The following is a 26,240-nucleotide window of genomic DNA, read 5'->3' on the forward strand; positions in this document are numbered from 1 at the left end:
GCCCCGGTTTTTGTGGGTGGGGGGGGGGCGGGGGGGGCCCCCGGGGGGGGGGCCCCCCCCCCGCGCCACCACCGGGTTGTCAGAGCGCCGGGATTCCCTCGTACGCGCGGAGATCGTGCGCCGGGACGATCCGGAACAACCGGTCGAGGGCAATCATCCGCAGCTGGTCCCGGTGGACCCGGTCGGTGTCGCTGTCGGCCATCTTGCTGAGCAGCCACGGCCGCCCGGCCCGCTCCCGGATGCCCTCCAGCTGCCAGGTCAGGTCGCCGATGAACGCGTACCGCGGACCCGTCGGCGGGTGGACGAAGACCACCACCGAGCCGGTCGTGTGGCCGGGCGCGTGCACGACCACCACCGAGCCGTCACCGTGCACGTCGAAGCTGGTCGGGAAGCCGAGGTAGGGCCGGTCGTCGAACCCGTACCCGCGGATCTCATGGCCCTGCGACACCTGCCGGTAGACAGTGCCCTCCCAGCCCTTGGCCGCGTAACGCAGCTCACCCTCGTTCATCCAGATCGGCGTGCCGGCCAGAGCCTCGAGCCCGCCGACGTGGTCCCAGTGGGTGTGCGTCGGCAGCACACCGAGCAACCGGCCGCGGTCGTAACCGGCCGCGTCGAGCTGCTCGGCGACCGTCCGGGTGGCCCGGTGCGGGGTGCGCATGAACCGGGGCAGCAGGGCCAGATGAGCGTCGACGTCGGTGCCGAAGCCGGCGTCGATCAGCAGGTCGCCGCGCGGGTGGCGGACCAGGATCGCGGACGAGGCGAAGTCGCGTTTGTCGCGGAACGAGCCGCCCTTGAAGGCGAAGGCGGCGCGGTTCTCGTACGAGCCGGTCGGCAGGTGGTGGACGGACATGTCCGCGGGCGGTGTCGCCTCGGGCAGCGGTTGCGTCCAGGCCGGGGGCTCGGGCAGGGGTGACATGGAGAAGATCTTCTCGAAGAAACAGCCCCAGGCGCCCCTTTGCTCTGAGCACAAATATGCATCACCGTTGAACGCTCAACAGTGATGCATCGGTGTGCTCAGAGCAAAGCGACGCACCGGTGTGCTCAGAGCAAGGTGATGCACCGGTGTGCTCAGAGCAAAGCGACGCACCTGTGCGCTCAAAGCAAAGCGATGCACCGGTGCGCTCAAAGCAAAGCGACACATCGGTGTGCTCAGAGCAAGGTGATGCACCGGTGTGCTCAGAGCAAAGCGACGCACCTGTGCGCTCAAAGCAAAGCGATGCACCGGTGCGCTCAAAGCAAAGCGACACATCGGTGTGCTCAGAGCAAGGTGATGCACCGGTGTGCTCAGAGCAAAGCGACGCACCTGTGCGCTCAAAGCAAAGCGATGCACCGGTGCGCTCAGAGCAAAAGGGCGCCCGGGAGCCACTCTGGTCGGGCGGAGATCAGTCCTATTCGGGCGGGGCCCAGTCCGCGGCCAGGCCGTGGACGTGGCCGAGCAGGCGGGGCCGCAGCGAGTTGAGAGCGGCGTCCCGGGCGCGCAACGCGAGGCGGCCCCGGGCCTGGACCACCGCGGACATCCGGCGGGTCTGCCGGACCACACTGTTCGTGCGCGGGCGGCGGGCGCGGCTGTACGCCTCCACCGCCGCGGTCAGCTCCGGACCGGGCGCGGCCTCGGCCGTCAGCGAACGCAACGTGGCGGCGTCCTCGAACGCGAGGCAGGCGCCCTGCCCCAGATGGTGCGGCATGGCGTGGGCGGCGTCACCGATCAGCACCACGCCACCGGGGCCGGACGGGAAACCGTACGCCCGGGGCAGCGGCCGCAGCTCGCGCACCTCCTGCGGCACCAGGTCCTCGGGCCGGGTCGCCGCCAGCAGCTCACCCACCGGTGGATGCCACCCGGCGAACCACCGCCGCAACAACGCCAGCTGCGTCGACGGCGACTCCGGGCGCGCCGCCCCGGCCGCGGTCGCCACCCAATACACACCGCCCCGGCCGGCCGCACGCTCCCCCAGCGGGATGGCCACGAAGCGGTAGCCGGCGCCGAGGGTCTCGCCGCCACAGGCGTCGTCGCCGGTCAGCCGCGGAGCGCGGAAGCCGGGGATGACCGCCTGCCAGGCGGCGAAACCGGAGCCGACCGCGGCCGCCTCCGGGGCCAGCGCGCGGCGAACCGGGCTGTCGATGCCGTCGGCCGCGACGATCAGATCCGCTTCGTACTCGGTGCGGCCGTCAGACACCGCGGGCCGGCGGCCGGGACCGCAGCGGACCGCTGACACCGCCACACCGGTGCGGATCTCCACCTCGCCGAGGCCGGCCACCAGCGCGTCGTACAGGTCCTCGAGGTGGGCTACGGCGGGCGCGGCGCCGGACCCGGGCCGGCCGCGCGGCGGCACCAGCCACTGGCCGTCCGGGCGCCGGACACCGCCGTCGGGCAGCGGGGCGGCGATCGCCGACCAGGCGCCGTCCGGGTCGAGCGAATTGAGGGCGCGCAGGCCGTTCGGCCACAGCACCAGGGCGGTCGGCGAGGCGGAAACCCGCTCGCCGCGTTCCAGGAGGGTGACCTGCCACCCGGACCGGGCCAGGCCCCCGGCCGCGGCCAGGCCGGCCATACCGGCACCCACCACGACGGCCGTGCGCACTGTCGCCTCCCGAGTCGAACCCTAGGTGGGCCGGGGTTAACGCTCCTCCGCGGAGGACGACGGCTGTCCCGCCGACGACGCCGCCGGGGTCTCGCCGTCGGCCTCGGCCGGTTCCTCCGCCGGGACTGCGGCAGGGGTGGCCGCGGGCGGGAGGACACCGGTGCGTTGATACTCGTCGAATCGGTCCTCGCTGACAACCTGGTAGGCCGTCGGCGGCTTCGTCCGCGTGTCGGGCTCGTCCGCCACGTCCACCTGCGAGACCCCGCCCGGCGCCTCGGCCGCGGGCTCGGGGGCGGTCTCCGGGGCGTCGGCCGGCACGACGTACTCTCGCGGGCCCTTGACCATGAGGAAGTAGGCCAGGGCGGCGAGGAAGACGATGATCGAGGTGAAGACATTGAGGCGTACGCCGAAGAAGTGCGTCGCCTCGTCGGTGCGCATCATCTCGATCCAGAGCCGGCCCACCGTGTACGCCATCACGTAGAGCGCGAACGCCCGGCCACGGCCGTACTTGAACCGCCGGTCGAGGAACCACACCAGCGCCGCCACGCCGAGACACCACAGCGACTCGTAGAGGAACGTCGGGTGATAGAGCTCGGGCAGCGTGACCGCCTTGCCGTCGATCACCGTGGCGTGGCCCGGGTTGGCGCGGTCCATGTCGTGCACGCGCAGGCCCCACGGCAGGGTGGTGACGCCGCCGTAGAGCTCGTTGTTGAACCAGTTGCCCCAGCGGCCGATGGCCTGCGCGATCGGCAGACCGGGCGCGACCGCGTCGAGGAAGACGGTCAACGGCAGGCCGAGCTGCCGGGCCGCGAGCCAGGCGCCGAGCGCGCCACCGGCCACCGCACCCCAGATGCCGAGGCCGCCCTCCCAGATGTAGAGGGCGCGGACCGGATCGCCGCCGGTCCCGAAATAGTCACCGGGCGATGTGATCACGTGGTAGAGGCGGGCGCCGACGATGCCGAACGGCACCGCCCACACCGCCATGTCCAGTGATGCCCACGGCGCCACACCGCGCCTACGCAGCCGGTACTCCATGACCAGGACGGCCGCGACGATGCCGAGCACGATGCAAAGCGCGTACGCCCGGATCGGCAGCCCGAGGACGTGCCAAACCGACGTTTCGGGGCTGGGGATGGCCGCGTAGTACTTCACGGCGCACACGCTACCGTCGCCCGGCCACGGATCAACCGTCAGGGGCGGTTCCGGACGCCCTCAGCGAGTTCGGCGCTCAGCTCACGCAATTTGCGCTCGCCGGCGGCGCGGTCCGGGGCGTCCAGCACGCACCGGATCAGGGCGCTGCCCACGATCACGCCGTCGGCGAAGGCGGCCACCTCAGCGGCCTGTTGGCCGTTCCCCACGCCCAGCCCGACACCGACCGGCATGTCCGGGTCGGCCCGCCGGACCCGCTCGACCAGCTCGGGCGCCTGCGACGACACCGCGGTCCGGGCGCCGGTGACACCCATCAGCGCCGTGGCGTAGACGAACCCGCGGCACTGCCCGACCGTCATCGCGAGCCGCTCGTCCGTCGACGACGGCGAGACCAGGAAGGTGCGGTCGATCCGGTACGCGTCGGAGGCGGCGATCCACTCGGCGCCCTCGTCCGGGATCAGGTCGGGCGTGATCATGCCGGTGGCGCCGGCCGCGGCCAGGTCGCGCGCGAACGCGTCGACGCCGTACTTCTCGATCGGGTTCCAGTACGTCATCAGCGCGACCGGCACGCCCCGGGACGCGACCGCCTCGATGATCCGCAGCGTGTCGCGGGTGCGCACACCGGCCGCCAGCGCGATGTCGCTGGCCTTCTGGATCACCGGGCCGTCCATCACCGGGTCGGAGTAGGGCAGCTCGACCTCGATCACGTCGCAGCCCGCGTCGGCCATGGCCAGCATCGAGGAGATGCTGTGGTCGACGGTAGGGAAGCCGGCCGGCATGCAGCCGACGAGCACCGAGCGGTTCTCCGCCTTCGCCTTGCCGAAGACGTCCGCGATGCTCACTCCTGCTCCCCCATCACGAGTTCCTCGCGCTCGTCGAGGATGCCGAAGTAGGCCCCGGCGGTGTGCACGTCCTTGTCGCCGCGACCGGACAGGTTGACCACGATCACCGGCTCGCGGCCGAGCTCTTCACGCAGCCGCGGGGCGATGCGCGCGGCGCCGGCCAGCGCGTGCGCGCTCTCGATGGCCGGGATGATCCCCTCGGTCCGGCAGAGCAGCTGGAACGCGGCCATCGCCTCGGCGTCGGTGACCGGCTCGTAGGTGGCCCGCCCGGTGTCGTGCAGCCAGGCGTGCTCAGGGCCGACGCCCGGGTAGTCCAGGCCGGCCGAGATCGAGTGCGACTCGACCGTCTGGCCGTCGTCGTCCTGCAACACGTACGTGCGGGCGCCGTGCAGCACCCCGGCCGATCCGCCGGTGATCGACGCGGCGTGCCGGCCGGTGTCCACGCCGTCGCCGCCGGCCTCGAACCCGAAGAGCTTGACCCCTTCGTCGGGTACGAACGCGTGGAAGATGCCGATGGCGTTGGAGCCACCACCCACGCAGGCGGCGACCGCGTCCGGCAGGCCACCGAACCGCTCCAGGCACTGCGCCCGGGCCTCGGTGCCGATGCCGCCGACGAAGTCGCGCACGATCTCCGGGAACGGGTGCGGGCCGGCCGCCGTACCCAGCAGGTAGTGGGTGGTGTCGACCGACGCGACCCAGTCGCGGAGGGCGTCGTTGAGCGCGTCCTTCAGGGTGCGGGAGCCGGTGGTGACGGGTACGACCGTCGCGCCCAGCATCCGCATCCGGGCCACGTTCAGCGCCTGCCGCTCGGTGTCGACCTCGCCCATGTAGACGACGCACTCGAGGTCGAGCAGGGCGGCCGCGGTCGCGCTGGCCACGCCATGTTGACCGGCGCCGGTCTCGGCGATCACCCGCGGCTTGCCCATCCGCTTGGCCAGCAGGGCCTGACCGAGGACGTTGCGGACCTTGTGGGCGCCGGTGTGGTTCAGGTCCTCGCGCTTGAGCAGGATCTTGGCGTTCACTCGCTCCGACAGCCGTTCGGCGTGGTAAAGCAGCGACGGCGTACCCGCGTAGTCGGTCATCAGGGCTTTCAGCCGGGCCTGGAACGCCGGGTCCTCCTTGGCCTCCCGATAAGCCGCCTCCAGCTCATCGAGAGCACGAACCAGGGCCTCGGGTACGAAGCGACCGCCGAATTTGCCGAAATGTCCCCTCACCTGGGGTGGCGCGGTCACCTGACCGGCCGCGGGGTGGCTGGGTGGTTGCCGGCGTTGACCAGCTCGGCCACCGCGTCACGGGGACTCTTCTTGGTGACGAGACCCTCACCCACGAGGACGGCGTCGGCGCCCGCGGAGGCGTACCGGATCAGGTCGTGCGGTCCGCGTACCCCCGACTCGGCGATCTTGACCACGTTGCCCGGCAGCCCCGGCGCGATCCGCTCGAACACCGACCGGTCCACCTCGAGCGTGCGCAGGTCGCGGGCGTTGACCCCGATCACCTGCGCGCCCGCCTCCAGGGCACGGTCGGCCTCGTCCTCGTTGTGCACCTCGACCAGCGCGGTCATGCCCAGCGACTCGATCCGCTCGAGCAGGCCGGTCAGCACGTTCTGCTCGAGCGCGGCCACGATCAGCAGCACCAGGTCGGCGCCGTGCGCCCGGGCCTCGTGGATCTGATAGCTGGAGACCACGAAGTCCTTGCGGAGCACGGGTACCCCGACCGCGGCTCGCACGGCGGCCAGGTCTTCCAGCGAGCCGCCGAACCACCGGCCCTCGGTCAGCACGCTGATGCAGCGGGCGCCGCCGGCCGCGTACTCACCGGCCAGCTCGGCCGGATCCGGGATGTCGGCCAGCGCGCCCTTCGACGGCGACGCCCGCTTCACCTCGGCGATCACGGCGACGCCGGGCTTACGCAGCGCCGCGTAGGCGTCGATGGCCGGGGGCGCCTTGGCGGCCTGCTCCCGGATCTCCTCCAGCGAGACCTGCTCCTGCCGGATGGCCACGTCCTCTCGGACGCCCGCCAAGATCTCCTCGAGCACGTTCGCCGGTCCCGTACCACGCTCCGCGGGTCCGCCCCCCGCTTCGGCCTGATCGGATGTCACGTAATGACTCCCCTCTCCGGGTGTCCTCCGCCCGATGCTAGGTGGCCCGGGACGTCGGCAAGTCCCCGGGGGTATGGCGTGCCTTACATCCTGGCCTGCGGCATAATGCGCCGCTGTCCACCTGTCACGTCTGTCACAAAGGTCCCGTTGGCACCCCCGGCGTGGCCTGGACTCATTCGGATGATCGGATGACCCCCCATCGAGTTGACGGTGACGTCACGCTTCGGAAATACGACTCGGCCAGAATTTTCCTCGGGCAGACTTGCCCGTGGGTGCCGGCCGGATTTCCCCTGGTCAGCATTCACGCCCGGCCCGCGTAGACAGATTCGGAGTTAACCATGGCCACCGCCGCAGGCACCCAGCCCACCGGGTTCGCACCCTCGGGTTTCGGCGCCTCTGACGCCGCACCCGCCGGTCTCGCCGCGTTTTCCCGGGCCGTCGTCGCGGCCGCGGCCGACCTGATCCAGAGCGTCGAGCGGGCGATGGTGGGCGAGGAAAAGCTGCGTACCGCCCAGCGCAACGCCTGGGATGCCCTGTGCGCGGACCGCGCCCGAGCCGAGGCCCGCGACGACATGGACGCGATGGTCCGCGCCATGCTGGCCGCCACGACCGCCGAGCCCGCCCTCCCGGCTCAGCCCACCCGCCGCCGCCGTGCGAAGACCACATCCCGCCGCGTCACCACTGACCGCCGCCGCTGACCCACCGCCGACCACGGGTCAGACGGTTGGGTCGTCGCCGCGGTCCAGGGCGTCCCAGGCGGCACGGGTGTCGGTGCCGGTGACGCCGGGCTTCAGCCCGGCAGCGGCAGACGGCTCGGACGCACCACCCGGCTCGGCGTGCGGGGACGGTGCTTTGCTGCGCTCGTACCTGGAACCCATGCTTGGCCAGCGATGACCGCGCCGCGCCGCGCTGAGGCCGCCGACCACGATCAATGCGGCCCCGATCACGCAGGCCGCGGGCCAGACCACCGCCCCCGCCCCCGCCTCGCCCGCGTCGAGACCCGCCCGGCCCACGACAGCGGCAACCGCCAGACCCATGCCGGCCAGCACCACCAGCACACCCAGCCCACGCCGCACCACACCCCGCGTGGCCAGCAGCGCCGCCGCACCACCCAGCGCCACCAGCCCCAGGGCGATCAGCCAGCCCTGCGCCGCCGCACCGGTCGTCGTCTCCCGCAGTTCGGGCAGCCCCGGCCGCTCAGTCACCCGCACCGCCCACACCCGCGTGGCCGCGAAGATCGCCAGCCCGGCCCCGGCCAGGCACCCGACGACCGCGGCACCGAGCCCGCGACCGCCGCGACCGGCCGACCCGGCCGGCGAATCAGCCACCGGCGCCGGCGGGGCGGCCGGCGGTGACGGCGACCCGGCCGGCGAGACGGGATCGGTCATCGGGCGGCTCGGAGGGTCTCGGCGGCGGCGATGGCGGCCAGGACGGCTGCGGCCTTGTTCCGGGTTTCCTGCTCCTCGGACTCGGGGTTGGAGTCGGCCACGATGCCGGCGCCGGCGCCCACGTAGGCGACGCCCGCCCGCATCAGCGCGGTGCGGATGGCGATGGCCATGTCCATGTCGCCGCCGAAGCCGAAGTAGCCGACCGTCCCGCCGTACAGGCCCCGGCGCACCGGCTCCAGCTCGTCGATGATCTCCATCGCGCGGACCTTGGGGGCGCCCGACAACGTGCCGGCCGGGAACGTCGCGGCCAGCGCGTCGAAGGCCGTGCGGTCGTCGCGCAGCTCGCCGACCACGGTCGACACGATGTGCATGACGTGGCTGTAGCGCTCGATCCGGGCGAAGTCGGGCACCTCGACCGAGCCGGCCCGGCACACCCGGCCCAGGTCGTTGCGGCCCAGGTCGACCAGCATGACGTGCTCGGCCCGCTCCTTGGGGTCGGCGAGCAGCTCGGCGGCCAGGGCGTTGTCCTGTTCGGGGGTGGCGCCCCGCCAGCGGGTGCCGGCGATCGGGTGCAGCAGAGCGCGGCGGACTCCACCGGGCTCGGCACTGACCTTGAGATGCGCCTCGGGGGACGAACCGACGATGTCGAAGTCGTCGAAGCGCAGGAGATACATGTACGGGCTGGGGTTGGTCGCCCGGAGCACGCGGTAGACATCGAGCGGGTCGGCGTCGGTGGCCCGTTCGAAGCGTTGGCCGACGACGATCTGGAAGCACTCGCCGGCCCGGATCGCCTCCTTGGCCTGCTCCACCGCCTTTTGATAGTCGCCCGGGGCGGTGCGGCTGCGGACCTCGCCGGGCGTCTGACGCTCCACGGTGGAGATCATCGGCGGGGTGGGCCGGGACAGCGCCGAGGTCATGGCGTCGAGGCGACCCACGGCCTGGTGGTACGCCGCCCGCCGGGCCTGGTCGTCGGCGTCGGCGGGGAGCACCGCGTTGGCCACCAGCACCGCCGAGCCGTCGAAGTGGTCGAGCACCACCAGGTCGGTGGCCAGCATCATGCCGAGCTCGGGCACCGGCACGTCGTCGACCGCCGACGCCGGCAACCGTTCGAAGCGGCGTACCAGGTCATAGCTCAGATAACCCACCATGCCGCCGGTCAGCGGGGGAAGCCCGGCCACGGCCGGTTCGGCCGGACCGGCCAGGGCCGCGACCGTCTCGCGCAGAGCGGTCACCGGGTCACCCGACCGGGGTACGCCATCGGGCGGCACGCCCAGCCACTGCGCCTGCCCGTCTCGCGTGGTCAGCGTGGCCGCACTGCGCACCCCGATGAACGAATAACGCGACCAGGCCGCACCCTGCTCGGCCGACTCGAGCAGGAACGTGCCCGGCCCACCGGCCAGCTTGGTGTAGACCCCGACCGGCGTCTCACCATCGGCCAGCAGTCGCCGGGTGACCGGCACCACACGCCGCCGGATCTCCAGGAACTCGTCCTCGCTCGGGAACACCACTCCGCTGGTCATGCGCCCTCCCCCGGGACGGTCACCGGCAGCTCGGTGAAGAAGCAGGTGTGTGCCCCGGTGTGGCAGGCCGCGCCCTCCTGCTCGACGGTCACCAGCAGCGCGTCACCGTCACAGTCGAGCGCCACCGCCTTGACGTGCTGGTAGTGGCCCGAGGTGGCGCCCTTCACCCAATATTCCCGGCGGCTGCGCGACCAGTAGGTGGCCAGGCCCGTGGTCAGCGTGCGATGCAGTGCTTCGTCATCCATCCAGCCCAGCATCAGGACGTCGCCGGAGGCGTGCTCACGCACGATCGCGGCGACCAGGCCGTCGGCGGTGCGCTTCAGACGGGCCGCGATGGCCGGATCAAGGCTGGTGTTCACATCGGGTGCTGCCACACGGACATTGTCGCGCAGTCCGAGATCGGGTTGACGGGGGCTGGTCTCGCGGGGCCGCCCAAGTGCGAGGCGGGGCCCAGAGTGTGGCTGCGGACAACCCACGATCCGGTCACGGAGGCCGCACCAGGGGTGTGTCGGACGGACCGGGGCGGTACGGTCGTCGGTGCGCCGCACCTCGTCAGGGGTGCATGCTGCCTGTCGACGGGAGTCTTAGACCGATGGAGCCGACCTCCAGCCCCGACCACAACCGCCAGTCGCGCGGCCTGTCCCGCTTCTGGCCCGGGTCGCACGGGTCGGCCGCCCCTGGACAACGGTTGTCCGATGAGGACGAGGCGGACGATACGGTGATCGAGAACCCGCCCGGGTCGATGCCGTCGCACTCCGGGTCGACGCAGGCCGCCGCCGCGGCCCAGCTGGCCGGCAACGCCGCCACGGCGCAGCACGACGAACCGCAGATGGTGGCGCTGGGCTCCCGGCGCGGCGAGTTCGAGGCGGGGCGGCAGTGGAACGGCAACCAGGGAGGATTTCCGCCGGTGGACGCGGATCGGGCACAACAGAACGGTGAGGTGCCGCGGCACGGTGGCGCCCCGATCCCGAACGGCACCACGGGTGGTCCGGCCCCGATGCCGCAGCCAGGACGTCCGGCGTTCGGTACGCCGCCGGTTCCGTTCTCTCCGCCGAGCGGCGGCAACGGCAGCGCGCCGCTCAGCCCGTCGGGTGGCGGCAGTGGCAGCGCGCCCTTCCCGCCCCAGAGCGGAGGCAACGGCAGCGCGCCCTTCCCGCCCCAGAGCGGAAGCAACGGCAGCGCGCCCTTCCCGCCCCAGAGCGGAAGCAACGGCAGCGCGCCCTTCCCGCCGCAAGGTGGAAGCAACGGCAGCGCGCCGTTCACGCCGCAGGGTGGAAGCAACGGCGGCGCGCCCTTCCCGCCCCAGAGCGGAAGCAACGGCAGCGCGCCCTTCCCGCCGCAGGGTGGGGGAGCAAACGGGGGTACGCCGTTCACGCCCGCTTCGCCGTTCACACCTCAGCCACCTCAGACCCAACCTCAGTCGAACCAGCCGGCCCCGCGCCCACCGTCGAGCCCGCAAGGTCTGTCGAACGACAACGGGCAGGCGGCCTCGTCGCACAAGTCCCTCGCGCCCGAGCCGCCCGCGAACGCACCGCACAAGTCGCTCGCACCGCAGCCGCCCGCGCAGCATGCCCCGCACGCCGCCGCGCCCACCTCACCGGCCGCCGCGGTTCCTCCCGTCAGTTCGGCTCGGCCCGACATTTCAGAAAAATCCGAATCGGGCGATGAGCGGCGGGGTCGCGCGCAGAGTGACACGGACGACGCTCCTCGCGTAATCGCGCTGGGATCGGCCGCCCAGTCCGGCACCGTCAGCGCAACCGCCCAGGCCGGCTCGGCGAGCGCTGCCGGGCACACCGGTGCGGCAGGGCACCCCGGAACCGGGCACGCCGCCGCCGGCCAGACCGGCAGCATGGCTGCGGCTGGCCAGGCCGGCGCCGCCGGCGCAATCGGCCAGCCCGGCGCAGTTGGGCACACCGGCGCCGGGGGTGTCGCTGGCGCAACCGGCCGGGCCGGCAGCATGGGTGCAACCGGCCAGGCCGGCGCAGCCGGGCACACGGGCACTGCGGGCGCAACCGGCCCGACTCGCAGCATGGGCGCAGCCGGCCAGACCAGCGCCGGGAACGCAGCCGGCCAGGCTGACACCGCCGGGCGGATCGGCACCGTCAGCCAGACCGGCACCGTGAGCGCCGCCAGCCAGACCAGCGCCGCCAGCCAGACCAGCGCCGCCAGCCAGACCGGCACCGTGAGCGGAGCCAGCCAGACCAGCGCCGCCAGCCAGACCGGGGCCATGAGCGGAGCCGGGCAAGCCGTCCCGCCCGGAGCGGCCGCGCAGCCAGGCCGCCGCCACGCCGTCGACGAGGACGAGATCCCTGAGATCGAGGTCGGCGCTCAGAACGGGCGTACCGCCACCGGCTGGGCGACGGTGCCCACCTCCGGCATCCCGTCCCTGGCCAAGCAGCCCATCGTCGCCGGCGGCCCGGCACCGGCCGTCGTCCCGGTCTCGGCCGCTCAGCGACGTTCGGCCAGCCTGGAGGACGCCGACGCGCTCCCCCGGGCCGGTCGCCCGGCCGATGCCGCGCCGACCTCCGGTAATCCGCTGCGCCCGGGTGACGTCACGATGGGTCAGATCTCGTTCTGGGACGAGGAGGCCATCACCCACTTCCGCAAACAGTGGCACGAGGTGAAGGGCGACTTCGTCGACGATCCGGTGACCGCGCTGACCCGGGCTCACGACCTGCTCACCGAGGCGGTCAACGAGCTGACCGAGGCGCTGCTGGCCGAGCGGGACGAGCTCGACCCGCTGGACGGCCGGGCCACCCCGGACACCGAGAGCATGCGGATGGCGATGCGCGGCTACCGCGAGTTCCTCGACCGGATCCTGGCGCTGTAAACCGCCCGGAGCAGGGAGGCGCCGGAGCACGAAGGCCGCGCGGGAAGGACCGCGCGGGAACAGCCGAGGCGGGAAAGCCGGCGGGAAAGCCGAAGCAGCAAGACCGGAGCGGAAGCCGAGGCTGTCCACGGCGCCAGAATTCATTTACCGTTGATTTCATCGGGTGATGAATTCTGGAGGCGTGCCCATGGACACCGCGATCACCGTCGAAGGGCTGGTGGTCGAACGCGGCCGCCGGACCGTCCTGCACGGCGTCGACTGTGCGATACCGGCCAGCCAGGTCACCGGCCTGCTCGGTCCGAGCGGCAGCGGCAAGACCACCCTGATCCGGGCGATCGTCGGGGTGCAGATCATCAAGGCCGGCACCGTGACCGTGCTCGGCCGCCCGGCCGGCGCCACCGAGCTGCGGCACCGGGTCGGCTACGTCACCCAGGCGCCCAGTGTGTACGCCGACCTCTCGGTGCGAGAGAACGCCCGCTACTTCGCCACCCTCTATGGGCTGGGCGCAGCCGACGCCGACCGGGCGATCGGTGACGTCGGCCTCGCCGGCGCCCGGGACCAGCTGGTCGGCGACCTCTCCGGTGGCCAGCGCAGCCGCGCCTCGCTGGCCTGCGCGATGATCGGCCGGCCGCCGCTGCTGATGCTGGACGAGCCGACCGTCGGCCAGGACCCGGTGCTGCGGGCCGACCTGTGGGCGAAGTTCCACGAGCTGGCGGCGTCCGGCACCACGCTGGTCGTCTCCAGCCACGTGATGGACGAGGCCGCCCGCTGCGACCGCCTGATCCTGGTCCGCGAGGGCCGGATCATCGCCGACGACGCACCCGAGCGGATCAGGAACGCGACCGGGGCCGCGGATCTCGAGGAAGCGTTCCTGCACCTCATCCGTGAGAGGACGGCGGCATGATCACGCTCGCCACCGCCGCCCGCATCCTCCGCCAGCTGCGACACGACCGCCGGACCGTGGCTCTGCTCCTGGTGGTCCCCTCGCTGCTGCTGGCCCTGCTCTATTTCATGTACGACGGGGGCCCGGCCTTCGACCGGATCGCCCTGATCATGCTCGGCGTCTTCCCGTTCGTGATCATGTTTCTGGTGACGAGCATCGCGATGCTGCGCGAGCGAACCTCCGGCACCCTGGAACGGCTCCTCACCACGCCACTGGGCAAGATCGACCTGCTGTTCGGGTACGGTCTCGCCTTCGGCCTGGCCGCCGCCGTGCAGGCCGCGATCGCGGTCGGTACGGCGTACATCGTCCTGGGTCTGGAAAGCGCCGGCGACGCCGGCCTGATCGTGCTGATCGCCGTGATCAACGCCGTGCTGGGTGTGGCTCTGGGGTTGTTCTGCAGCGCCTTCGCGCGCACCGAGTTCCAGGCCGTACAGTTTCTTCCGGTGGTGGTCGTGCCGCAGTTGCTGCTGTGCGGGCTGTTCGTGCCGCGCGGCCGCATGGTCGGCTGGTTGCAGGCGGTCAGTGACGTGCTGCCGCTGACGTACGCGGTGGACGCGCTGACTCAGGCCGGCACCACGACGATGTGGCGCGACCTGGCCGTCGTGTCGGGCGCGGTGGTGCTGGCCCTGGTCCTGGCGGCAGCGACCCTGCGCAGAAGGACGCCGTAAAAAGAGCGGCAGCGCCGCGAAGACGAACGCGCTGACAGCAAGAGAACGAGGAGTAGGACGCCCTGAGGAATCAGCGACGCAGCGGCCGGCGACCAGGCAACCAGGACACCCGCGAGACGATCCTGGCCGCCGCCCGCACGATCTTCGCCGACCGTGGCTTCGACAAGGCGTCGATCCGCGCCATCGCCACCGCCGCCGAGGTCGACCCGGCCCTGGTGCACCACTATTTCGGCACCAAGGACAAGCTCTTCCTGGCCAGCATGGAGATGCCGCTGGACCCGGGCGAGCTGGTGCCCAAGGCGCTGGACGGCCCGCGCGAGGAGGCCGGCGAACGCCTGGTCCGGCTGGTGCTGAGCGTGTGGGACTCGCCGGCCGGCAAACCCGCGGTGGCGTTGCTGCGCTCGGCCATGAACCACGATTGGTCGGCCCGCCTGCTGCGCGAGTTCGTGGTCACGCAGGTGCTGCGCCGGGCGATCAGCGAGCTGGGACTGACCGGCGCCGACGCGCCGCTGCGGACGGCGCTGGTCGCGACCCAGATCGCCGGCCTGGCGATGGTGCGCTACGTGCTGAGGGTCGAGCCGGTCGCCTCCGAGGATCCCGAGACCCTGGTACGCGCGATCGGCCCGAACGTGCAGCGTTACCTGCTCGGCGAGATCGCCTGAGCCTGGTCTCGCACTCGCATGAATGTGGAACTGGGCTCACGAGCACCGATGGCACAGCACGGGATGCAGCAGGTGGGCGAGGTCGTGGCGGTCCTCGACGCGGCGCGGGAAGGGTAGGCGGGCCAGCCGCCGGCCTACGCGGACCACGAAGCCGTAGCGGTCGAGGCGGAGCAGTTCCGGTTCGCCGGCGGTGGGCGCCGCCTTGCCCAGGGCCTTGCGGACGTACTGCGACATCTCCGCCACGTGGTGGTCGGCGAGGTCGGCGATCAGGTCGAACTCGATCGTCCGCAGGGGGTCGGGGCTGGCCTCGGCGTACTCGTCGGGGTCGACGTCGGTCAGTTTGCCGTTGCGTTCGTAGCGGACCTCGGCCACCTCGACCCGGTGCAGCACCTGGGAGTCGCCGACGTCGAGCAGGTCGGCGGCGGCGTCGATGTCGGCGTAGTCGAGGGCGGCGGCGCGGGCCTCGTCGCCGGTCAGCCGCCGCGCCCAGCCGGACACCCAGACCCGGCCGATGGACGGCGCGCCGGCCAGTGGCGGGATGTCGGCGATGTCGAGGACCAGGGCGGTGTCGTCGGCGCCCGGTGCGGGGGTGAGCGCGGCGGTGAGCAGGCCGTCGGCCGGCGAGAGGAGCAGCAGCCGGCCCTGCGCGTCGGCGACGTGGCGCACCGGGAACGGTCCCTGCCGCCGGGCGATGTGAGCGCTGGCGGGCAGGTGACCGGCCGCGAGCGTACGCGCGACCTCGGCATGGGTGGGCTGCATGTGACGGTCCTCCGGGCAACGGTTAGGCTTGCCTTAGTAAGGTGAGGCTAACCGTAACAGGTGGATTTCCCAAGCCTCGAGCAAGCGACACGAACGAGGAGACCCGTGAACAACTCCCGACCCAAGGCCCGGCTCTCGCGGGCCCTCGGCATCCCCCTGACCCGCAAGTGTGTGAAGTACTTCGAGCGGCGGCCGTTCCCGCCGGGCGTGCACGGGCGTGGCCGGCGCAAGACCTCGGACTACCAGGTCCGGTTGCTGGAGAAGCAGCGTCTGCGCCACCAGTACAACATCAGCGAGGCCCAGATGCGGAAGGCGTACGACGACGCGCACCGCGGCGAGGGTAAGACCGGCGAGAACATGGTCACCCTGCTGGAGCGCCGGCTGGACGCCACCGTGCTGCGGTCGGGGCTGGCCCGCACCATCTACCAGGCGCGGCAGCTGGTCGCGCACGGCCACTTCACGGTCAACGGCAAGAAGGTCGACCGCCCGTCCTACCGGCTCAAGCCGGGCCAGGTCGTCGAGGTCCGCGAGACCAGCCGGGACAAGCCGCCGTTCCAGATCGCCGCGGCCGGCGCGCACGTCGACGGCCCGACCCCGCCATACCTGTCGACAGTCCTCGAGGAGCTGCGCACCACCGTCATCCGCGAGCCGCTGCGCTCCGAGATCCCGGTGATCTGCGACGAACAGCTCGTCGTCGAGTTCTATGCCCGGTGATCGCCGCCGGTGAGATGGGCCTCGGTTTGCCGCCGTCCGTGGGGTTTACGGACGACGGGAACCGCGGTCCATCTCACCGGGTACAGGACGATCACCCGCGGAGCGGAGCAACGCCATTCAACTCAGCACTCAGCGGGTCTGCTCCAACCAGGACGCGTAGAGCTTGGCGTAGATCGAGTCCTGTTCCTGGACCAGTTTGGCGTGCGGGCCGCGTTGCACGACGCGGCCCGCGTCGACCACGATCACCTCGTCGGCGGCCCGCGCGGTGGAGAGCCGGTGGGCGATGGCCACGGTCGTCCGGCCCCGGGTCACCGCGTCCAGCGCACGCTGCAACCGGACCTCCGTGGCCGGGTCGACGGCACTGGTGGCCTCGTCCAGAACCAGAAGATCAGGGTCCGCCACGTACGCCCGGACCAGCGCGACCAGCTGACGCTCCCCCACGCTGAGCGCCTCGCCCCGCTCCCCGACCGGGGTGTCCACGCCGTGCGGCAGCCCGGCTACCCAGTCGGCCAGCCCCAGTTCGGTGAAGGACAGCTCCAGCTGCTCGTCGCTCAGATCGGGCCGGGCGAACCTGATGTTCTCGGCCACCGTGGCGTCGAAGAGGAAGCCGTCCTGCGGGACCATCACCACCCGCTGCCGCAGCGAGTCGAACCGGACCGTGGTCAGCGGCACCCCGCCCAGCCGCACCGCGCCCGACACCGGGTCCATCAGCCGGGTCAGCAGCTTGGCGAACGTGGTCTTGCCGCTGCCGGTCTCGCCGACCACTGCCACCTTGGTCCGCGCCGGGATCTCCAGGTCGACGTCGGCCAGCACGACCGGGCCGCCGGGATAGCGGTAGGACACATCGTCGAACCGCACCGACAGCGGGCCCTCGGGCAGCGCCACGCCCTCGGCCGCCGGGTCGGCGACATCGGGCTCGATGTCCAGCACGTCCAGCACCCGGCGCCAGCCGGCCACCGCGTTCTGCGCCTCGTTGAGCACCTCGGTGGCGATCTGCACCGGCTGGATGAACAGCGTCACCAGGAACAGGAACGCGGTCAGCTGCCCGACCGTGATCCCGCCGCCGATGCCCAGCCAGACACCGACCGCGACCACGGCCGCCAGTGCCAACCCGGCCGCCAGCTCACCGGTGGAGAAGCTGGTCACGCTGGTTCGCAGGGCCTGCTGCTGGGAGACGCGCAGCCGGTCGACAGCGGTGTCCAACCGGCGCTCGGTGCGCCCGGCCACCCCGTACGCGCGAATGACCAGGGCCCCGACGACGCTCTCGCCGATCGCGCCCAGCAGCACGCCGGTGCGCTCGCGCACCGTGCGGTAGACCTTGGCCAGCCGGCGCTGGTAGAGCCGGATCACCACCACCGCGGGCAGGAACGCGGCGAAGACCACCAGGGTCAGTTGCCACGAGTACGCCAGCATGACGATCGTGGTGACCACCAGCTGGCCGGAGGTGACCAGCAGCATCACGCCGCCGGTCTGCAGAAACTGGGTGATCTGGTCGATGTCGGTGGTGACCCGCGAGGTCAGCGAGCCGCGCCGCTCGGACTGCTGGTGCAGCATCGACAGGTCGTGGATGTGCCGGAAGGTCCGTGACCGCAGGGCGCCCAGCGCCGTCTCGGAGACGGTGAACAGCCGTCGGGTCATCAGGTAACCGCAGGTCGTGGACACCACCAGGGTGGCAATGGTGAGCACGACGACGAGCCCGATCACCGACAGGTCGGGGCCGCCGGCGGCGCGGATGCCCTTGTCGATGCCCTGCTGCACGGCGATCGGGACGGCCACCCGGCCGGCCATAGAGACGATGGCCAGGGCGAGCGTGCCGGCGAACCCGGGACGCAGCTCGGGCGACAGCTTGAGCCCGCGCTTGACGGTGGCGAGCGTGCCTTCCTCGGCCGAAATCGTCGCCGCGGTCACGCGTTCACCTCGTTCTCGGCCTCGGCCCGCTCGTACGCCGTGACCAGCTCGTTGTAGGCCGGGACGGACGCCATCAGCTCGTGGTGGGTGCCGGTCGCCACCACGCGCCCGTGCTCCAGGAAGATCACCTCGTCGGCCAGGGCGATGGTGGCCCGGCGGTAGGCGACAACCAGGATCGACGCACCGGCCTCGCGCTCGCGCAACGCGCCCAGGATGGCGGCCTCGACCCGTGGGTCGACCGCGCTGGTGGCGTCGTCGAGGACCAGCAGCCGGGGATGGCCGGCCAGCGCCCGGGCCAGCGTGAGCCGTTGCCGCTGGCCGCCGGAGAGCGAGGTGCCACGTTCACCGACGGCGGTGTCCAGCCCCTCGGGCAGCTTGGCCACGAAACCGTCGGCCTGGGCCAGGCGCAGCGCGGCCCACGCGTCGTCGTCGGTCAGGTCCTCGCGGTCGAGGGTGATGTTGCCGCGGACGGTGTCGTCGAAGACGAACGGGATCTGCGGCACCAGCGCGGTCGTCGCGGCCAGGGCCGGGGCGGAGAGATCGGGCAGCTCGACACCCTCGACCGTGATCCGTCCCTCGGCCGGGTCGACCAGCCGGACGGCCAGCGAGGCGATCGTCGACTTGCCCGAACCGGTGGCCCCGACCAGCGCGACGGTGCGGCCGGCGGGGACGGTGAAGCTCACCTCGTGCAACACCCGCGGGCCCTCGGCGTACGCGAAGGAGACCCGATCGAAGGCCGCCCCGGCCGGACCACTGCCCGGCGCCGAGGCCGAGCCGTAGGCGAGGTCACCCTCGGCCCCCAGCACCGCCTGCACCCGTTCCCACCCGGCGACGCTGCGCGGCAGCTCGGCGACCACCCAGCCGATGGCCCGGACCGGAAACGCCAGCACGGTGAACAGGAAGGCGACGGTGACCAGCTCGGCCACGGTCAGGTCGCCGGTGCTCAGCCGCCACGCGCCGAGCAGCAGCACCGACAGCGTGCCGACGCTGGGCAGCGCGTCCATCACCGGGTCGAACAGGCCGCGCAGCCGGCCGACCGCGATGAGCGCGTCCCGCAGCTCGGCCACGTGCACGCCGAACCGGCGCGACTCGTCCGCCTCGCGGCCCATGGTCTTGACCACGAGCGCGCCGTCGAAGCTCTCGTGCGCGACCGCGCTGACCCGGGCCCGCAGCCGCTGGGCGCGGATCTGCCGCGGCGACATCCGGCGGGAGTAGAGCACGTTGAGGCCGAACAGGGCCGGGAACAGCGTGATGCCGACCAGGGCGAGGACCCAGTCGGTGTAGAACAGCGAGGCCACCGCGGCGACGATCATCACGATCGTGCCGACGGCGAACGGCAGCGGGGCGATCGGTACGAAAGCCGCCTCGACGTCGGAGTTGGCGTTGGACAGCAGCGTGCCGGTGGCGTGACGCTGGTGCCAGGAGGGCGGCAGGGCGAGGTAGCGGCGGGTGACCGCCCGGCGGTACCGCGCCTGGAGGCGGAACTGCATGTAACCGGCGCCGAGCCGGCGGGCGAAGATGGTGGCCACCCGCAGCACGCTGATGCCGATGAACGCGGCCGCGATCAGGCCCAGGGTGCCGGCGCCGGCCCGGTGCTCGGTGAAGGCCGGCACCACCACGTGGCCGATCACGGCGCCCACCACATACGAGTTGACGATGGCCAGAATGCCGAAGACGCTGCTGCCGACCGCCCCGAGGGCGAAGAGTCGCGGCTCGGTGCGGATGGCCCGCCCGAGCACCCGCAGACCTTGGCCCAGCACATCACGGCTCGCCCTGTCCGCCACCAGCCCGGTCACCCCCGCTTGATCGAGTCGCTCCTTACCGCATCCATCCTGCCCAACCGGGGACACGTGTTCACACCTAATAAGTTGTGGCCGCCGACACACCTGTCAATGGGTGGCCATACGATCACCGCATGAGCGCATACGCCCGTCTCGAACGCGCACGCCTGGCCGACCTCCTGCTCGAGACCGGCCCGGACGCCCCCACAATGTGCGCCGGCTGGGCCACCCGTGATCTGGCCGCCCATCTCGTCGTCCGCGACCGGCGGCCGGACTCGGGCCTGGGCCTGCTGGTGCCGCCGCTGGCCGGGCACGGCGAGCACGTGCGCAAGCAGAAGGCGGCCGAGCCGTACGAGCGGGTGGTGGCTCAGATCCGCCGGCCGCCGTGGTGGAGCCCGGTCAGCAATCCGCTGGTCCACGAGCTGGCCAACCACGCCGAGTTCTTCGTGCACCACGAGGACGTACGCCGCGGCGGCGACACCTGGGAACCGCGCGACCTGGACGCGGACGAGACGCGGGCGTTGTGGCGGCTGGCCCGGTTCTCGTCCCGCCTCGCCCTGCGCCGGCTGCACGTGCCGGCCGTCGTGCGCGCCCCCGGCGTGGGCGAGGTGAAGGTCGGCGACGGCCCGGCGGTGGCCACGCTGACCGGTCACCCGGGCGAGTTCGTGCTGTTCTTCTTCGGCCGGCAGCGCGCGACCCGGCTGGAGATCGAGGCGTCGCCGGAGCTCGAGCAGCAGCTGCGGACCAGGCGCTTCGGCACCTGATTGGCCCATCACGATCGGCCGTGATTGGTCCGATCTTGGAGCCAATGCGCTCCTAGGGTCGGTGTCATGAGCACACTGACCGTCCCGCAGGGCGTCGCACTGTCGACCGGCGCCGTCCTCGGCACCGGCGTCATCTCGATGCCCGCGCTGGCCGCCGGCGTCGCCGGGCCCGCGTCACTGATCGCCTGGGCCGCCCTCGTCGTACTGTCCGCGCCGCTGGCCTGGACGTTCGCGGCGCTCGGGGCCCGGCATCCGGACGGCGGCGGGGTGTCCACGTACGTCGGTCTGGCCTTCGGCCCGCACGCCGCGGCCGCGGTCGGCTGGATCTTCTACTTCGCGGTCCCGCTCGGCGCGCCGGCCGCGGCCGCGTTCGCCGGTGGGTACGTGTCCGACGTGGTCGGCGGCGGCCGGACCACCGTGCTGGTCACCTACTTCGCGATCATCGGCGCAGTGTTCACGATGAACTGGTTCGGCCTGCGGATCTCGGGCCGGGCCCAGCTGCTGCTGTCCGGGGTGCTAGTCGTACTGCTGGTGATCACCGTGGTCACCGCCCTGCCGCACGCCGATCGGGCCAACCTGCGACCGTTCGCGCCGCACGGCTGGGCCGGGGTCGGCGCCGCGGCGGCCGTACTGGTGTGGGGATTCGCCGGCTGGGAGGCGGTGTCGTCGCTGTCCGCCGACTATCGCCGGCCGCGCCGCGACGTGCCCCGGGCCACCATGATCGCGGTGGCCGTCGTCGGCCTGCTCTACCTGGCCATCGCCGTGACCTGCGTGCTGGTGCTCGGGCCGGCCCTGGGGTCGAGCGCCGCCCCGCTGGCCGACCTGCTGGCCATCGGCGTCGGCGGTCCGGTGCGGGCGCTGACCGCGGTGGTCGCCGTACTGCTGACCGTCGGCGCGGTCAACGCCTACTTCGCCGGGGCGTCCCGGCTCGGTGTGTCGCTGGCCCGGAGCGGCGCCCTGCCACCGTCGCTGACCAGCACCGCACGGCGGTCACTGGCCGTGGTGATGCTGGGCAGCAGCGCCTCCGTGTTCCTGCCGTTCCCCCTGCACACGGTGATGTTGCTGGTCACCGGCTGCTTCACCCTGGTCTACGTGCTGGGCACGGCGGCCGCGGTCAGGCTCCTGCCGCACGGATGGTCCCGGGTGGTGGCCGGATTCGCCTTCGTGGCGGTGCTCGGCCTGCTCGGGCTGAACGGGCCACCCGCGCTGCTCAGCCTGGGCATCGCGGGCGCCGCGCTCGGCTATCAGTGGATCTCGTCGACCTCGCCCACCGCGCGCGAGCGCGGTGTCACCAGCCCGATGATCGAGGCCACGACCAGCGCCAGCCCGGCCGCCAGCCCGATGATCAGGAAGATCGACGCGCCCTCGGTGAAGAACTGATATCCGTTCGTCCCGAGGAAGGCCAGGCCGATGACGAGGTACAGCGCGCTCCAGCCGCGGGTCTGCGGGATGACGTGCCACCGGTTCTCACTCATGACTCACACTCCTCGATGTCGTCCGGGCGGATCTTCTCCAGACTCGCCGACCGGGAAACGGGGAACGACCTTCGATCGTCGGATCCTGCCCTTTCGTCCGTGGTACTAAAGGACCATCCGGAAGCGATGCAGGCCCTCGTCGATCAGCGCCGGGTCGACCGCGCCGAACCCGAAGACGAAGCCGGGCGTACGAGTTTCCGAATAGATCCCCAGGTCGTCCACGGCGACGCCGGCTCGCGCGGCCGCGGCGACGACAGGCGCGGAGTCCCCGTCGGCGAGGAACGCGGTCACGTGCAGGCCGGCCGCCGACGGGACGACGTTCAGCTGTGACATGTCGGACAGGCGGGCGACGATGGCGGCGTGGCGGACCGCGTACGACCGGGTCGCCCGCCGGACGTGCCGGGCCAGCTCGCCGTCCTCGATGAACCGGGCCAGCGCCGCCTGCACGGCGGCCGGACCGAAACCGTCGGTCACCTGGCGGGCCGCCACCAGCGCCTCACGCAGCGACGGGGGCACCAGGACGAAGCCGGTGCGCACGGTCGGCAGCATGGTCTTGGAGAAGGTGCCGACATAGAGGACGCGTTCCGGGCCCAGCGCGTACAACGGCTCCAACGGTCTCGAACTGAACCGGAACTCTGAGTCGTAGTCGTCCTCCACGATCGCCGCCGGCCGCCGCCGGGCCCAGTCGATCAACGCGTGGCGGCGGGCCAGGCTCATCGGCCGGCCCAGCGGGAACTGATGCGACGGCGTGGCGTAGACCAACCGGGCCCGGTCCGGGAGCGCGCCGACGACCAGCCCTTCCTCATCGACCGGCACGCCGGCCACCCGGGCGCCGAGCGAGCCGAACAGCCGCCGCGCCGGCGGATAGCCCGGCTCCTCGACGGCCACCACGTCACCCGGCCGGACCAGCACCCGGGCGATCAGGTCGAGCGCCTGCTGGGTGCCGTTGGTGACCAGCACGTCGGCCGGCGTCACCCCGATCGACCGGGACACGCCCAGGTAGCGGGCGATCGCGGCACGCAGGGCGGGCTGGCCGGCCGGGTCCGCGTACGTGCCCGGGCTGTTCGCGCGCAGCCGCACCTCGGCCGCGACCAGCCGCCGCCAGGTGTCGAACGGGAACAGCTGGGCGTCCGGGATGCCGGTGCGGAAGTCGTAGCGCGGCTTGGCCTCGTCCGAGCTCACCGGCAGCGGCCGCAGATCCCAGCCGGCCCGCGGTCGCAGCGGGTCGCCGGACGCCCGGCGGGGCCGGCTGCCGGTGCGGACCGGCGCCACGAACGTGCCCCGGCCGACCCGGGCGGTCAGGTAGCCCTCGGCGACCAGCCGCTCGTACGCCGCCGCCACACTCCCCCGGGCCACCCCCAGCTCGGCGGCGAAGACCCGGCTGGCCGGCAGCCGGTGACCCGCGGGCAGGCGGCCGTCCTCGATGGCCGCGCGCAACGCCCGGTAGACCCGGACCGACTTCTCCCCCGAGCCGTCCAGGCTGATCACCAGGTCCACGTCAGCGCTGCTCGTGCTCGACCGAGATCTCCGGGGCGCCGCCGGCGCAGCTGACCCGCACCTTGACCCGGTCGTGGTTGTCGGAGACGCTGCGGAACTCCCCCTCGGCGCCGTGGACCTCGTGCACCTCGAAGCCCAGCGCCGGCGCCAGGTGCAGGACGGCCTCACCGCTCGTGCACTGCGCGGTCACGGTGCCGCCGGGCGTGCGCCGGGTTTTCGACCCGCCCGCCGGCGCCGGTTCCCTGGTGGGCTCCGCCGACACGGACGGGGTCGGGTCCGGCTCGGCCGCCAGCCTCTTGGCCACCTCGGACTCGGCCAGCGGCCGCCCCGCCGAGCTCACCAGCCCGTCGCCGATGACACTGATCGCGACCACACCCACCAGCACGGCCAGCACGGCCGCGGCCAGCCAGCCGGCGGCGATGATCAGTCGCTGTGTCGTCATGCCCACGACTATGCCCGGCCGGACGCTAAGACTGTGCCCCGCGCGCACTAAAGGAGAGTTAAGAAGAGCAACGGTACGGGCGGCAGCCGATAGCGTTCAGCCGTGGCCCACCTGCTGCTGATCGAGGACGACGCTGCCATCCGTACCAATCTGCTCCGCTCCCTGCGCGACCGAGGTCATGCCGTGGCCTCCTCGCACACCGCGATGGACGGCCTGCAGACCGCCCTGGCCGAACGCCCCGACCTGGTCGTGCTCGACCTCGGCCTGCCCGACCTGGACGGCAAGGAGCTGCTGCGGATGCTCCGGGCGGTCAGCCAGGTGCCGGTGATCGTGGCGACCGCCCGCGACGACGAGGCCGAGATCGTCAAGGTGCTGGACGCCGGGGCCGACGACTACGTGGTCAAGCCGTTCACCGCCGCGCAGCTCGACGCCCGGGTCCGCGCGGTGCTGCGCCGGGGCCCCGGCGAGCGGGCCGAGCCGAGCACGATCACTGTCGGTGGCCTGCACATCGACCCCGGCGCCCGCACCGCCACCCTGGACGGCGCGGCCCTCGACCTGACCCCGCGCGAGTTCGATCTGCTGCACCATCTGGCCGCCCGCGCCGGGCAGGTGGTGACCAAGCGGGAGCTGCTCAGCGAGGTGTGGCAGGTGCCGTACGGCGGCGCCGACAAGACGGTCGACGTGCACATGTCGTGGCTGCGCCGCAAGCTCGGCGAGACGGCCCAGGAACCGCGCTACCTGCACACCGTCCGAGGCGTCGGGATCCGGCTGTCCGCCCCTTCGGGCGCTCCCTCATGAGGCGACGCCTCACTCTGCTGGTCGCCGCGACGACGGTGCTGGTGCTGCTCGCCTTCCTGGTACCGGTGGCGTTGCTGGTGCGACAGGTGGCCGCCGACCGCGCGTTGAGCCGCGCCACGGATGTCATCCAGGCGCTGGTCCCGCTGATCGGCACCAGCGACAACAACCAGCTGCAGGGCGCGGTGGACGCCCAGAACCTGCCGGTGAGCGTCTTCCCGCCCGGCGGCGCCCGACCGATCGGCGAGCAGAGTGTGGCCACGGTGGCGGTGCGGCTGTCCCAGCGCACGAACGAGTCGCTGACCGTGGACACGGCCGCCGGCACGGAGATCGTGGTCCCCGTCTCGGGTTCGACCGGCACGTGGGTGGTGCGGGCGGTGGTGCCCGACGCCGAGCAGACCCGTGGCGTGACCCGGGCCTGGCTGGTGCTGGCGGCGCTGGGCCTCGCCCTGATCGCGGTCGGCCTGCTGGTGGCGGACCGGATGGCCCGTACCATCGTCGCCCCCATCACCAACCTGTCGCAGGTCTCCCACCGCCTGGCCCGCGCCGAGCTGACGGCCCGCGCCGACCCGGCCGGCCCACCCGAGGTCCGCGAGGTGGCGGGCGCGCTCAACCATCTGGCCGCCCGCATCCTGGACCTGCTGCGCGAGGAACGCGAGCAGGTCGCCGACCTGTCGCACCGCCTGCGCACCCCGCTGACCGCGCTGCGCCTGGAGGCCGAGGCCCTGCGCGACCCCGACGAGTCGTCCCGCCTGGCGGCGGCCGCCGACGACATCGAACGCGCCGTCACGGCCGTGATCCAGCAGGCCCGCCGCCGGGGTTCGGAGCGCCCCGTCACCGGCTGCGACGCCACCGCGGTGGTCACCGAGCGCGTCGCCTTCTGGGCGGTGCTGGCCGAGGACACCGACCGCGAGGTCCGCCGCGACCTGCCCGCGTCGCCTCTCCCAGTCGCGGTCCCCGCCGACGACCTGGCCGCGGCCCTGGACGCGGTGCTGGGCAACGTCTTCGCCCACACCCCCGACGGCACGGCGTTCACGGTGTCGCTGGCGGCGCGACCCGGCGGAGGCGCGATCCTCACGGTGGCCGACGAGGGCCCCGGTTTCGCCGGCGCCGGCGTGCTGGAGCGGGGGGCGTCCGGGGGCGGCTCGACCGGTCTGGGCATGGACATCGCCCGGCGGGCGGCGGAGGAGAGAGGCGGGTCGCTGTCGCTCGGGGCGGCGCCCGGAGGCGGCGCGGTGGTCCGGCTCGAGCTGGCGGTATAGCCGAATCGGTATGACGCCTTGACCCAGCGTGATGCTTACGCTCCCTGCATGGTTTCTCTCCTTTGATGGGTACGCCCACACCAGAGTCCCGCCATCCAATCGAACCAACTGCATGGCCCGGGCCGTAGCCGCCTTCCGGCCGTAGCGACCGGCCCGGCCAGATCTCCCAC

General features: G+C 72.5%; 26 protein-coding genes. 10 read left to right on the plus strand and 16 right to left on the minus strand.

What is annotated here, in order from left to right; genetic code table 11:
* Window positions 1-79 precede the first annotated feature (79 nt).
* The 7 genes from ACGFIO_RS20130 to trpC all read right to left on the minus strand — a co-directional run bounded on the left by ACGFIO_RS20130 (window position 80) and on the right by trpC (window position 6,599).
* Window positions 80-916, minus strand: a complete 837-nt coding sequence (locus ACGFIO_RS20130; protein WP_392827778.1) for an MBL fold metallo-hydrolase — start codon at window positions 914-916, stop codon at window positions 80-82.
* A 75-nt stretch (window positions 917-991) separates the two neighbouring features.
* On the minus strand, window positions 992-1,315 hold the full coding sequence (locus ACGFIO_RS20135) for a hypothetical protein (protein WP_392827779.1): 324 nt from the start codon (window positions 1,313-1,315) through the stop codon (window positions 992-994).
* Window positions 1,316-1,388: 73 nt separating this feature from the next.
* The gene (locus tag ACGFIO_RS20140) at window positions 1,389-2,576 is read right to left on the minus strand and encodes an FAD-dependent oxidoreductase (RefSeq protein ID WP_392827780.1); all 1,188 of its coding nucleotides are present in this window, start codon (window positions 2,574-2,576) and stop codon (window positions 1,389-1,391) included.
* A 36-nt stretch (window positions 2,577-2,612) separates the two neighbouring features.
* On the minus strand, window positions 2,613-3,728 hold the full coding sequence (gene lgt, locus ACGFIO_RS20145) for a prolipoprotein diacylglyceryl transferase (protein WP_392827781.1): 1,116 nt from the start codon (window positions 3,726-3,728) through the stop codon (window positions 2,613-2,615).
* Between the two features lie 38 nt (window positions 3,729-3,766).
* Window positions 3,767-4,567 carry a tryptophan synthase subunit alpha gene (gene trpA, locus ACGFIO_RS20150; protein WP_392827782.1) on the minus strand — a complete coding sequence of 267 codons (801 nt, stop codon included), beginning with the start codon at window positions 4,565-4,567 and terminating at the stop codon, window positions 3,767-3,769.
* Window positions 4,564-5,799, minus strand: coding sequence for a tryptophan synthase subunit beta (trpB, locus tag ACGFIO_RS20155; protein WP_392827783.1), 1,236 nt, complete (start codon window positions 5,797-5,799; stop codon window positions 4,564-4,566). Before trpB ends, trpA begins: the two co-directional genes overlap by 4 nt.
* Window positions 5,796-6,599 carry an indole-3-glycerol phosphate synthase TrpC gene (gene trpC / locus ACGFIO_RS20160; RefSeq protein ID WP_392827822.1) on the minus strand — a complete coding sequence of 268 codons (804 nt, stop codon included), beginning with the start codon at window positions 6,597-6,599 and terminating at the stop codon, window positions 5,796-5,798. Before trpC ends, trpB begins: the two co-directional genes overlap by 4 nt.
* Before the next feature lie 401 nt (window positions 6,600-7,000).
* Between trpC and ACGFIO_RS20165 the strand changes: the two genes are divergently transcribed.
* On the plus strand, window positions 7,001-7,360 hold the full coding sequence (locus ACGFIO_RS20165; RefSeq protein WP_392827784.1) for a hypothetical protein: 360 nt from the start codon (window positions 7,001-7,003) through the stop codon (window positions 7,358-7,360).
* A gap of 18 nt (window positions 7,361-7,378) precedes the next feature.
* Here ACGFIO_RS20165 and ACGFIO_RS20170 read toward each other — a convergent pair whose 3' ends face one another.
* The 4 genes from ACGFIO_RS20170 to ACGFIO_RS20185 form a co-directional block, all read right to left on the minus strand.
* Window positions 7,379-8,050, minus strand: a complete 672-nt coding sequence (locus ACGFIO_RS20170; RefSeq protein WP_392827785.1) for a Trp biosynthesis-associated membrane protein — start codon at window positions 8,048-8,050, stop codon at window positions 7,379-7,381.
* Window positions 8,047-9,570: an anthranilate synthase component I gene (locus tag ACGFIO_RS20175; protein WP_392827786.1), complete on the minus strand. Its 1,524-nt coding sequence runs from the start codon at window positions 9,568-9,570 to the stop codon at window positions 8,047-8,049. The genes ACGFIO_RS20170 and ACGFIO_RS20175 overlap by 4 nt, the downstream gene beginning before the upstream one ends.
* Window positions 9,567-9,944 carry a phosphoribosyl-AMP cyclohydrolase gene (hisI, locus tag ACGFIO_RS20180; RefSeq protein ID WP_392827787.1) on the minus strand — a complete coding sequence of 126 codons (378 nt, stop codon included), beginning with the start codon at window positions 9,942-9,944 and terminating at the stop codon, window positions 9,567-9,569. The genes ACGFIO_RS20175 and hisI overlap by 4 nt, the downstream gene beginning before the upstream one ends.
* A gap of 178 nt (window positions 9,945-10,122) precedes the next feature.
* Window positions 10,123-10,962, minus strand: coding sequence for a hypothetical protein (locus tag ACGFIO_RS20185; RefSeq protein ID WP_392827788.1), 840 nt, complete (start codon window positions 10,960-10,962; stop codon window positions 10,123-10,125).
* 637 nt (window positions 10,963-11,599) lie between these two features.
* On the opposite strand from ACGFIO_RS20185, the gene ACGFIO_RS20190 reads away from it, so the two are divergent.
* The 4 genes from ACGFIO_RS20190 to ACGFIO_RS20205 all read left to right on the plus strand — a co-directional run bounded on the left by ACGFIO_RS20190 (window position 11,600) and on the right by ACGFIO_RS20205 (window position 14,673).
* Entirely contained in the window at window positions 11,600-12,400 is an 801-nt protein-coding gene (locus ACGFIO_RS20190) for a hypothetical protein (protein ID WP_392827789.1), read from the plus strand.
* Window positions 12,401-12,587: 187 nt separating this feature from the next.
* Window positions 12,588-13,304, plus strand: a complete 717-nt coding sequence (locus ACGFIO_RS20195) for an ABC transporter ATP-binding protein (protein WP_392827790.1) — start codon at window positions 12,588-12,590, stop codon at window positions 13,302-13,304.
* Entirely contained in the window at window positions 13,301-14,011 is a 711-nt protein-coding gene (locus tag ACGFIO_RS20200) for an ABC transporter permease (RefSeq protein ID WP_392827791.1), read from the plus strand. Before ACGFIO_RS20195 ends, ACGFIO_RS20200 begins: the two co-directional genes overlap by 4 nt.
* Before the next feature lie 62 nt (window positions 14,012-14,073).
* Window positions 14,074-14,673 (plus strand): TetR family transcriptional regulator, encoded by a 600-nt coding sequence (locus ACGFIO_RS20205; protein WP_392827823.1) that lies wholly within the window; start codon window positions 14,074-14,076, stop codon window positions 14,671-14,673.
* 36 nt (window positions 14,674-14,709) lie between these two features.
* Here ACGFIO_RS20205 and ACGFIO_RS20210 read toward each other — a convergent pair whose 3' ends face one another.
* A complete protein-coding gene (locus ACGFIO_RS20210; RefSeq protein ID WP_392827792.1) occupies window positions 14,710-15,432 on the minus strand; it encodes a DUF2470 domain-containing protein in 723 nt (240 codons plus the stop codon).
* Between the two features lie 105 nt (window positions 15,433-15,537).
* Between ACGFIO_RS20210 and rpsD the strand changes: the two genes are divergently transcribed.
* Window positions 15,538-16,146, plus strand: coding sequence for a 30S ribosomal protein S4 (rpsD, locus tag ACGFIO_RS20215; protein WP_392827793.1), 609 nt, complete (start codon window positions 15,538-15,540; stop codon window positions 16,144-16,146).
* A gap of 129 nt (window positions 16,147-16,275) precedes the next feature.
* Here rpsD and ACGFIO_RS20220 read toward each other — a convergent pair whose 3' ends face one another.
* Window positions 16,276-18,054, minus strand: a complete 1,779-nt coding sequence (locus tag ACGFIO_RS20220) for an ABC transporter ATP-binding protein (RefSeq protein WP_392827794.1) — start codon at window positions 18,052-18,054, stop codon at window positions 16,276-16,278.
* Complete coding sequence (locus ACGFIO_RS20225; protein WP_392827824.1) at window positions 18,051-19,838, minus strand: ABC transporter ATP-binding protein; 1,788 nt, start codon at window positions 19,836-19,838, stop codon at window positions 18,051-18,053. The genes ACGFIO_RS20220 and ACGFIO_RS20225 overlap by 4 nt, the downstream gene beginning before the upstream one ends.
* Window positions 19,839-19,969: 131 nt before the next feature.
* Between ACGFIO_RS20225 and ACGFIO_RS20230 the strand changes: the two genes are divergently transcribed.
* Both ACGFIO_RS20230 and ACGFIO_RS20235 read left to right on the plus strand, forming a co-directional pair.
* Window positions 19,970-20,599: a TIGR03085 family metal-binding protein gene (locus tag ACGFIO_RS20230; protein WP_392827795.1), complete on the plus strand. Its 630-nt coding sequence runs from the start codon at window positions 19,970-19,972 to the stop codon at window positions 20,597-20,599.
* Window positions 20,600-20,665: 66 nt separating this feature from the next.
* On the plus strand, window positions 20,666-21,979 hold the full coding sequence (locus ACGFIO_RS20235) for an APC family permease (RefSeq protein ID WP_392827796.1): 1,314 nt from the start codon (window positions 20,666-20,668) through the stop codon (window positions 21,977-21,979).
* A 200-nt stretch (window positions 21,980-22,179) separates the two neighbouring features.
* Here ACGFIO_RS20235 and ACGFIO_RS20240 read toward each other — a convergent pair whose 3' ends face one another.
* Together ACGFIO_RS20240 and ACGFIO_RS20245 are read right to left on the minus strand one after the other, a co-directional pair.
* Window positions 22,180-23,571 carry a PLP-dependent aminotransferase family protein gene (locus ACGFIO_RS20240; protein ID WP_392827797.1) on the minus strand — a complete coding sequence of 464 codons (1,392 nt, stop codon included), beginning with the start codon at window positions 23,569-23,571 and terminating at the stop codon, window positions 22,180-22,182.
* Window position 23,572: 1 nt separating this feature from the next.
* Window positions 23,573-24,013: a hypothetical protein gene (locus ACGFIO_RS20245; RefSeq protein WP_392827798.1), complete on the minus strand. Its 441-nt coding sequence runs from the start codon at window positions 24,011-24,013 to the stop codon at window positions 23,573-23,575.
* Window positions 24,014-24,115: 102 nt separating this feature from the next.
* Here ACGFIO_RS20245 and ACGFIO_RS20250 point away from each other — a divergent pair, with 102 nt between their 5' ends.
* Together ACGFIO_RS20250 and ACGFIO_RS20255 are read left to right on the plus strand one after the other, a co-directional pair.
* On the plus strand, window positions 24,116-24,811 hold the full coding sequence (locus ACGFIO_RS20250; RefSeq protein ID WP_392827799.1) for a response regulator transcription factor: 696 nt from the start codon (window positions 24,116-24,118) through the stop codon (window positions 24,809-24,811).
* Entirely contained in the window at window positions 24,808-26,070 is a 1,263-nt protein-coding gene (locus tag ACGFIO_RS20255) for a sensor histidine kinase (protein WP_392827800.1), read from the plus strand. The genes ACGFIO_RS20250 and ACGFIO_RS20255 overlap by 4 nt, the downstream gene beginning before the upstream one ends.
* Window positions 26,071-26,240 lie beyond the last annotated feature (170 nt).

The organism is Actinoplanes sp. NPDC049265 (assembly GCF_043197135.1).
Lineage (GTDB): Bacteria > Actinomycetota > Actinomycetes > Mycobacteriales > Micromonosporaceae > Actinoplanes.

Excerpts from the sequence above, each read along its gene's own strand:
- ACGFIO_RS20165 (WP_392827784.1), top strand. The coding sequence starts at position 7,001 with ATGGCCACCGCCGCAGGCACCCAGCCCACCGGGTTCGCACCCTCGGGT.
- ACGFIO_RS20190 (WP_392827789.1), top strand. The coding sequence starts at position 11,600 with ATGGGCGCAGCCGGCCAGACCAGCGCCGGGAACGCAGCCGGCCAGGCT.
- ACGFIO_RS20245 (WP_392827798.1), bottom strand. The coding sequence starts at position 24,013 with ATGACGACACAGCGACTGATCATCGCCGCCGGCTGGCTGGCCGCGGCC.
- ACGFIO_RS20200 (WP_392827791.1), top strand. The coding sequence starts at position 13,301 with ATGATCACGCTCGCCACCGCCGCCCGCATCCTCCGCCAGCTGCGACAC.
- ACGFIO_RS20130 (WP_392827778.1), bottom strand. The coding sequence starts at position 916 with ATGTCACCCCTGCCCGAGCCCCCGGCCTGGACGCAACCGCTGCCCGAG.
- ACGFIO_RS20235 (WP_392827796.1), top strand. The coding sequence starts at position 20,666 with ATGAGCACACTGACCGTCCCGCAGGGCGTCGCACTGTCGACCGGCGCC.
- ACGFIO_RS20195 (WP_392827790.1), top strand. The coding sequence starts at position 12,588 with ATGGACACCGCGATCACCGTCGAAGGGCTGGTGGTCGAACGCGGCCGC.
- ACGFIO_RS20175 (WP_392827786.1), bottom strand. The coding sequence starts at position 9,570 with ATGACCAGCGGAGTGGTGTTCCCGAGCGAGGACGAGTTCCTGGAGATC.
- ACGFIO_RS20255 (WP_392827800.1), top strand. The coding sequence starts at position 24,808 with ATGAGGCGACGCCTCACTCTGCTGGTCGCCGCGACGACGGTGCTGGTG.
- ACGFIO_RS20230 (WP_392827795.1), top strand. The coding sequence starts at position 19,970 with ATGAGCGCATACGCCCGTCTCGAACGCGCACGCCTGGCCGACCTCCTG.
- ACGFIO_RS20210 (WP_392827792.1), bottom strand. The coding sequence starts at position 15,432 with ATGCAGCCCACCCATGCCGAGGTCGCGCGTACGCTCGCGGCCGGTCAC.
- ACGFIO_RS20170 (WP_392827785.1), bottom strand. The coding sequence starts at position 8,050 with ATGACCGATCCCGTCTCGCCGGCCGGGTCGCCGTCACCGCCGGCCGCC.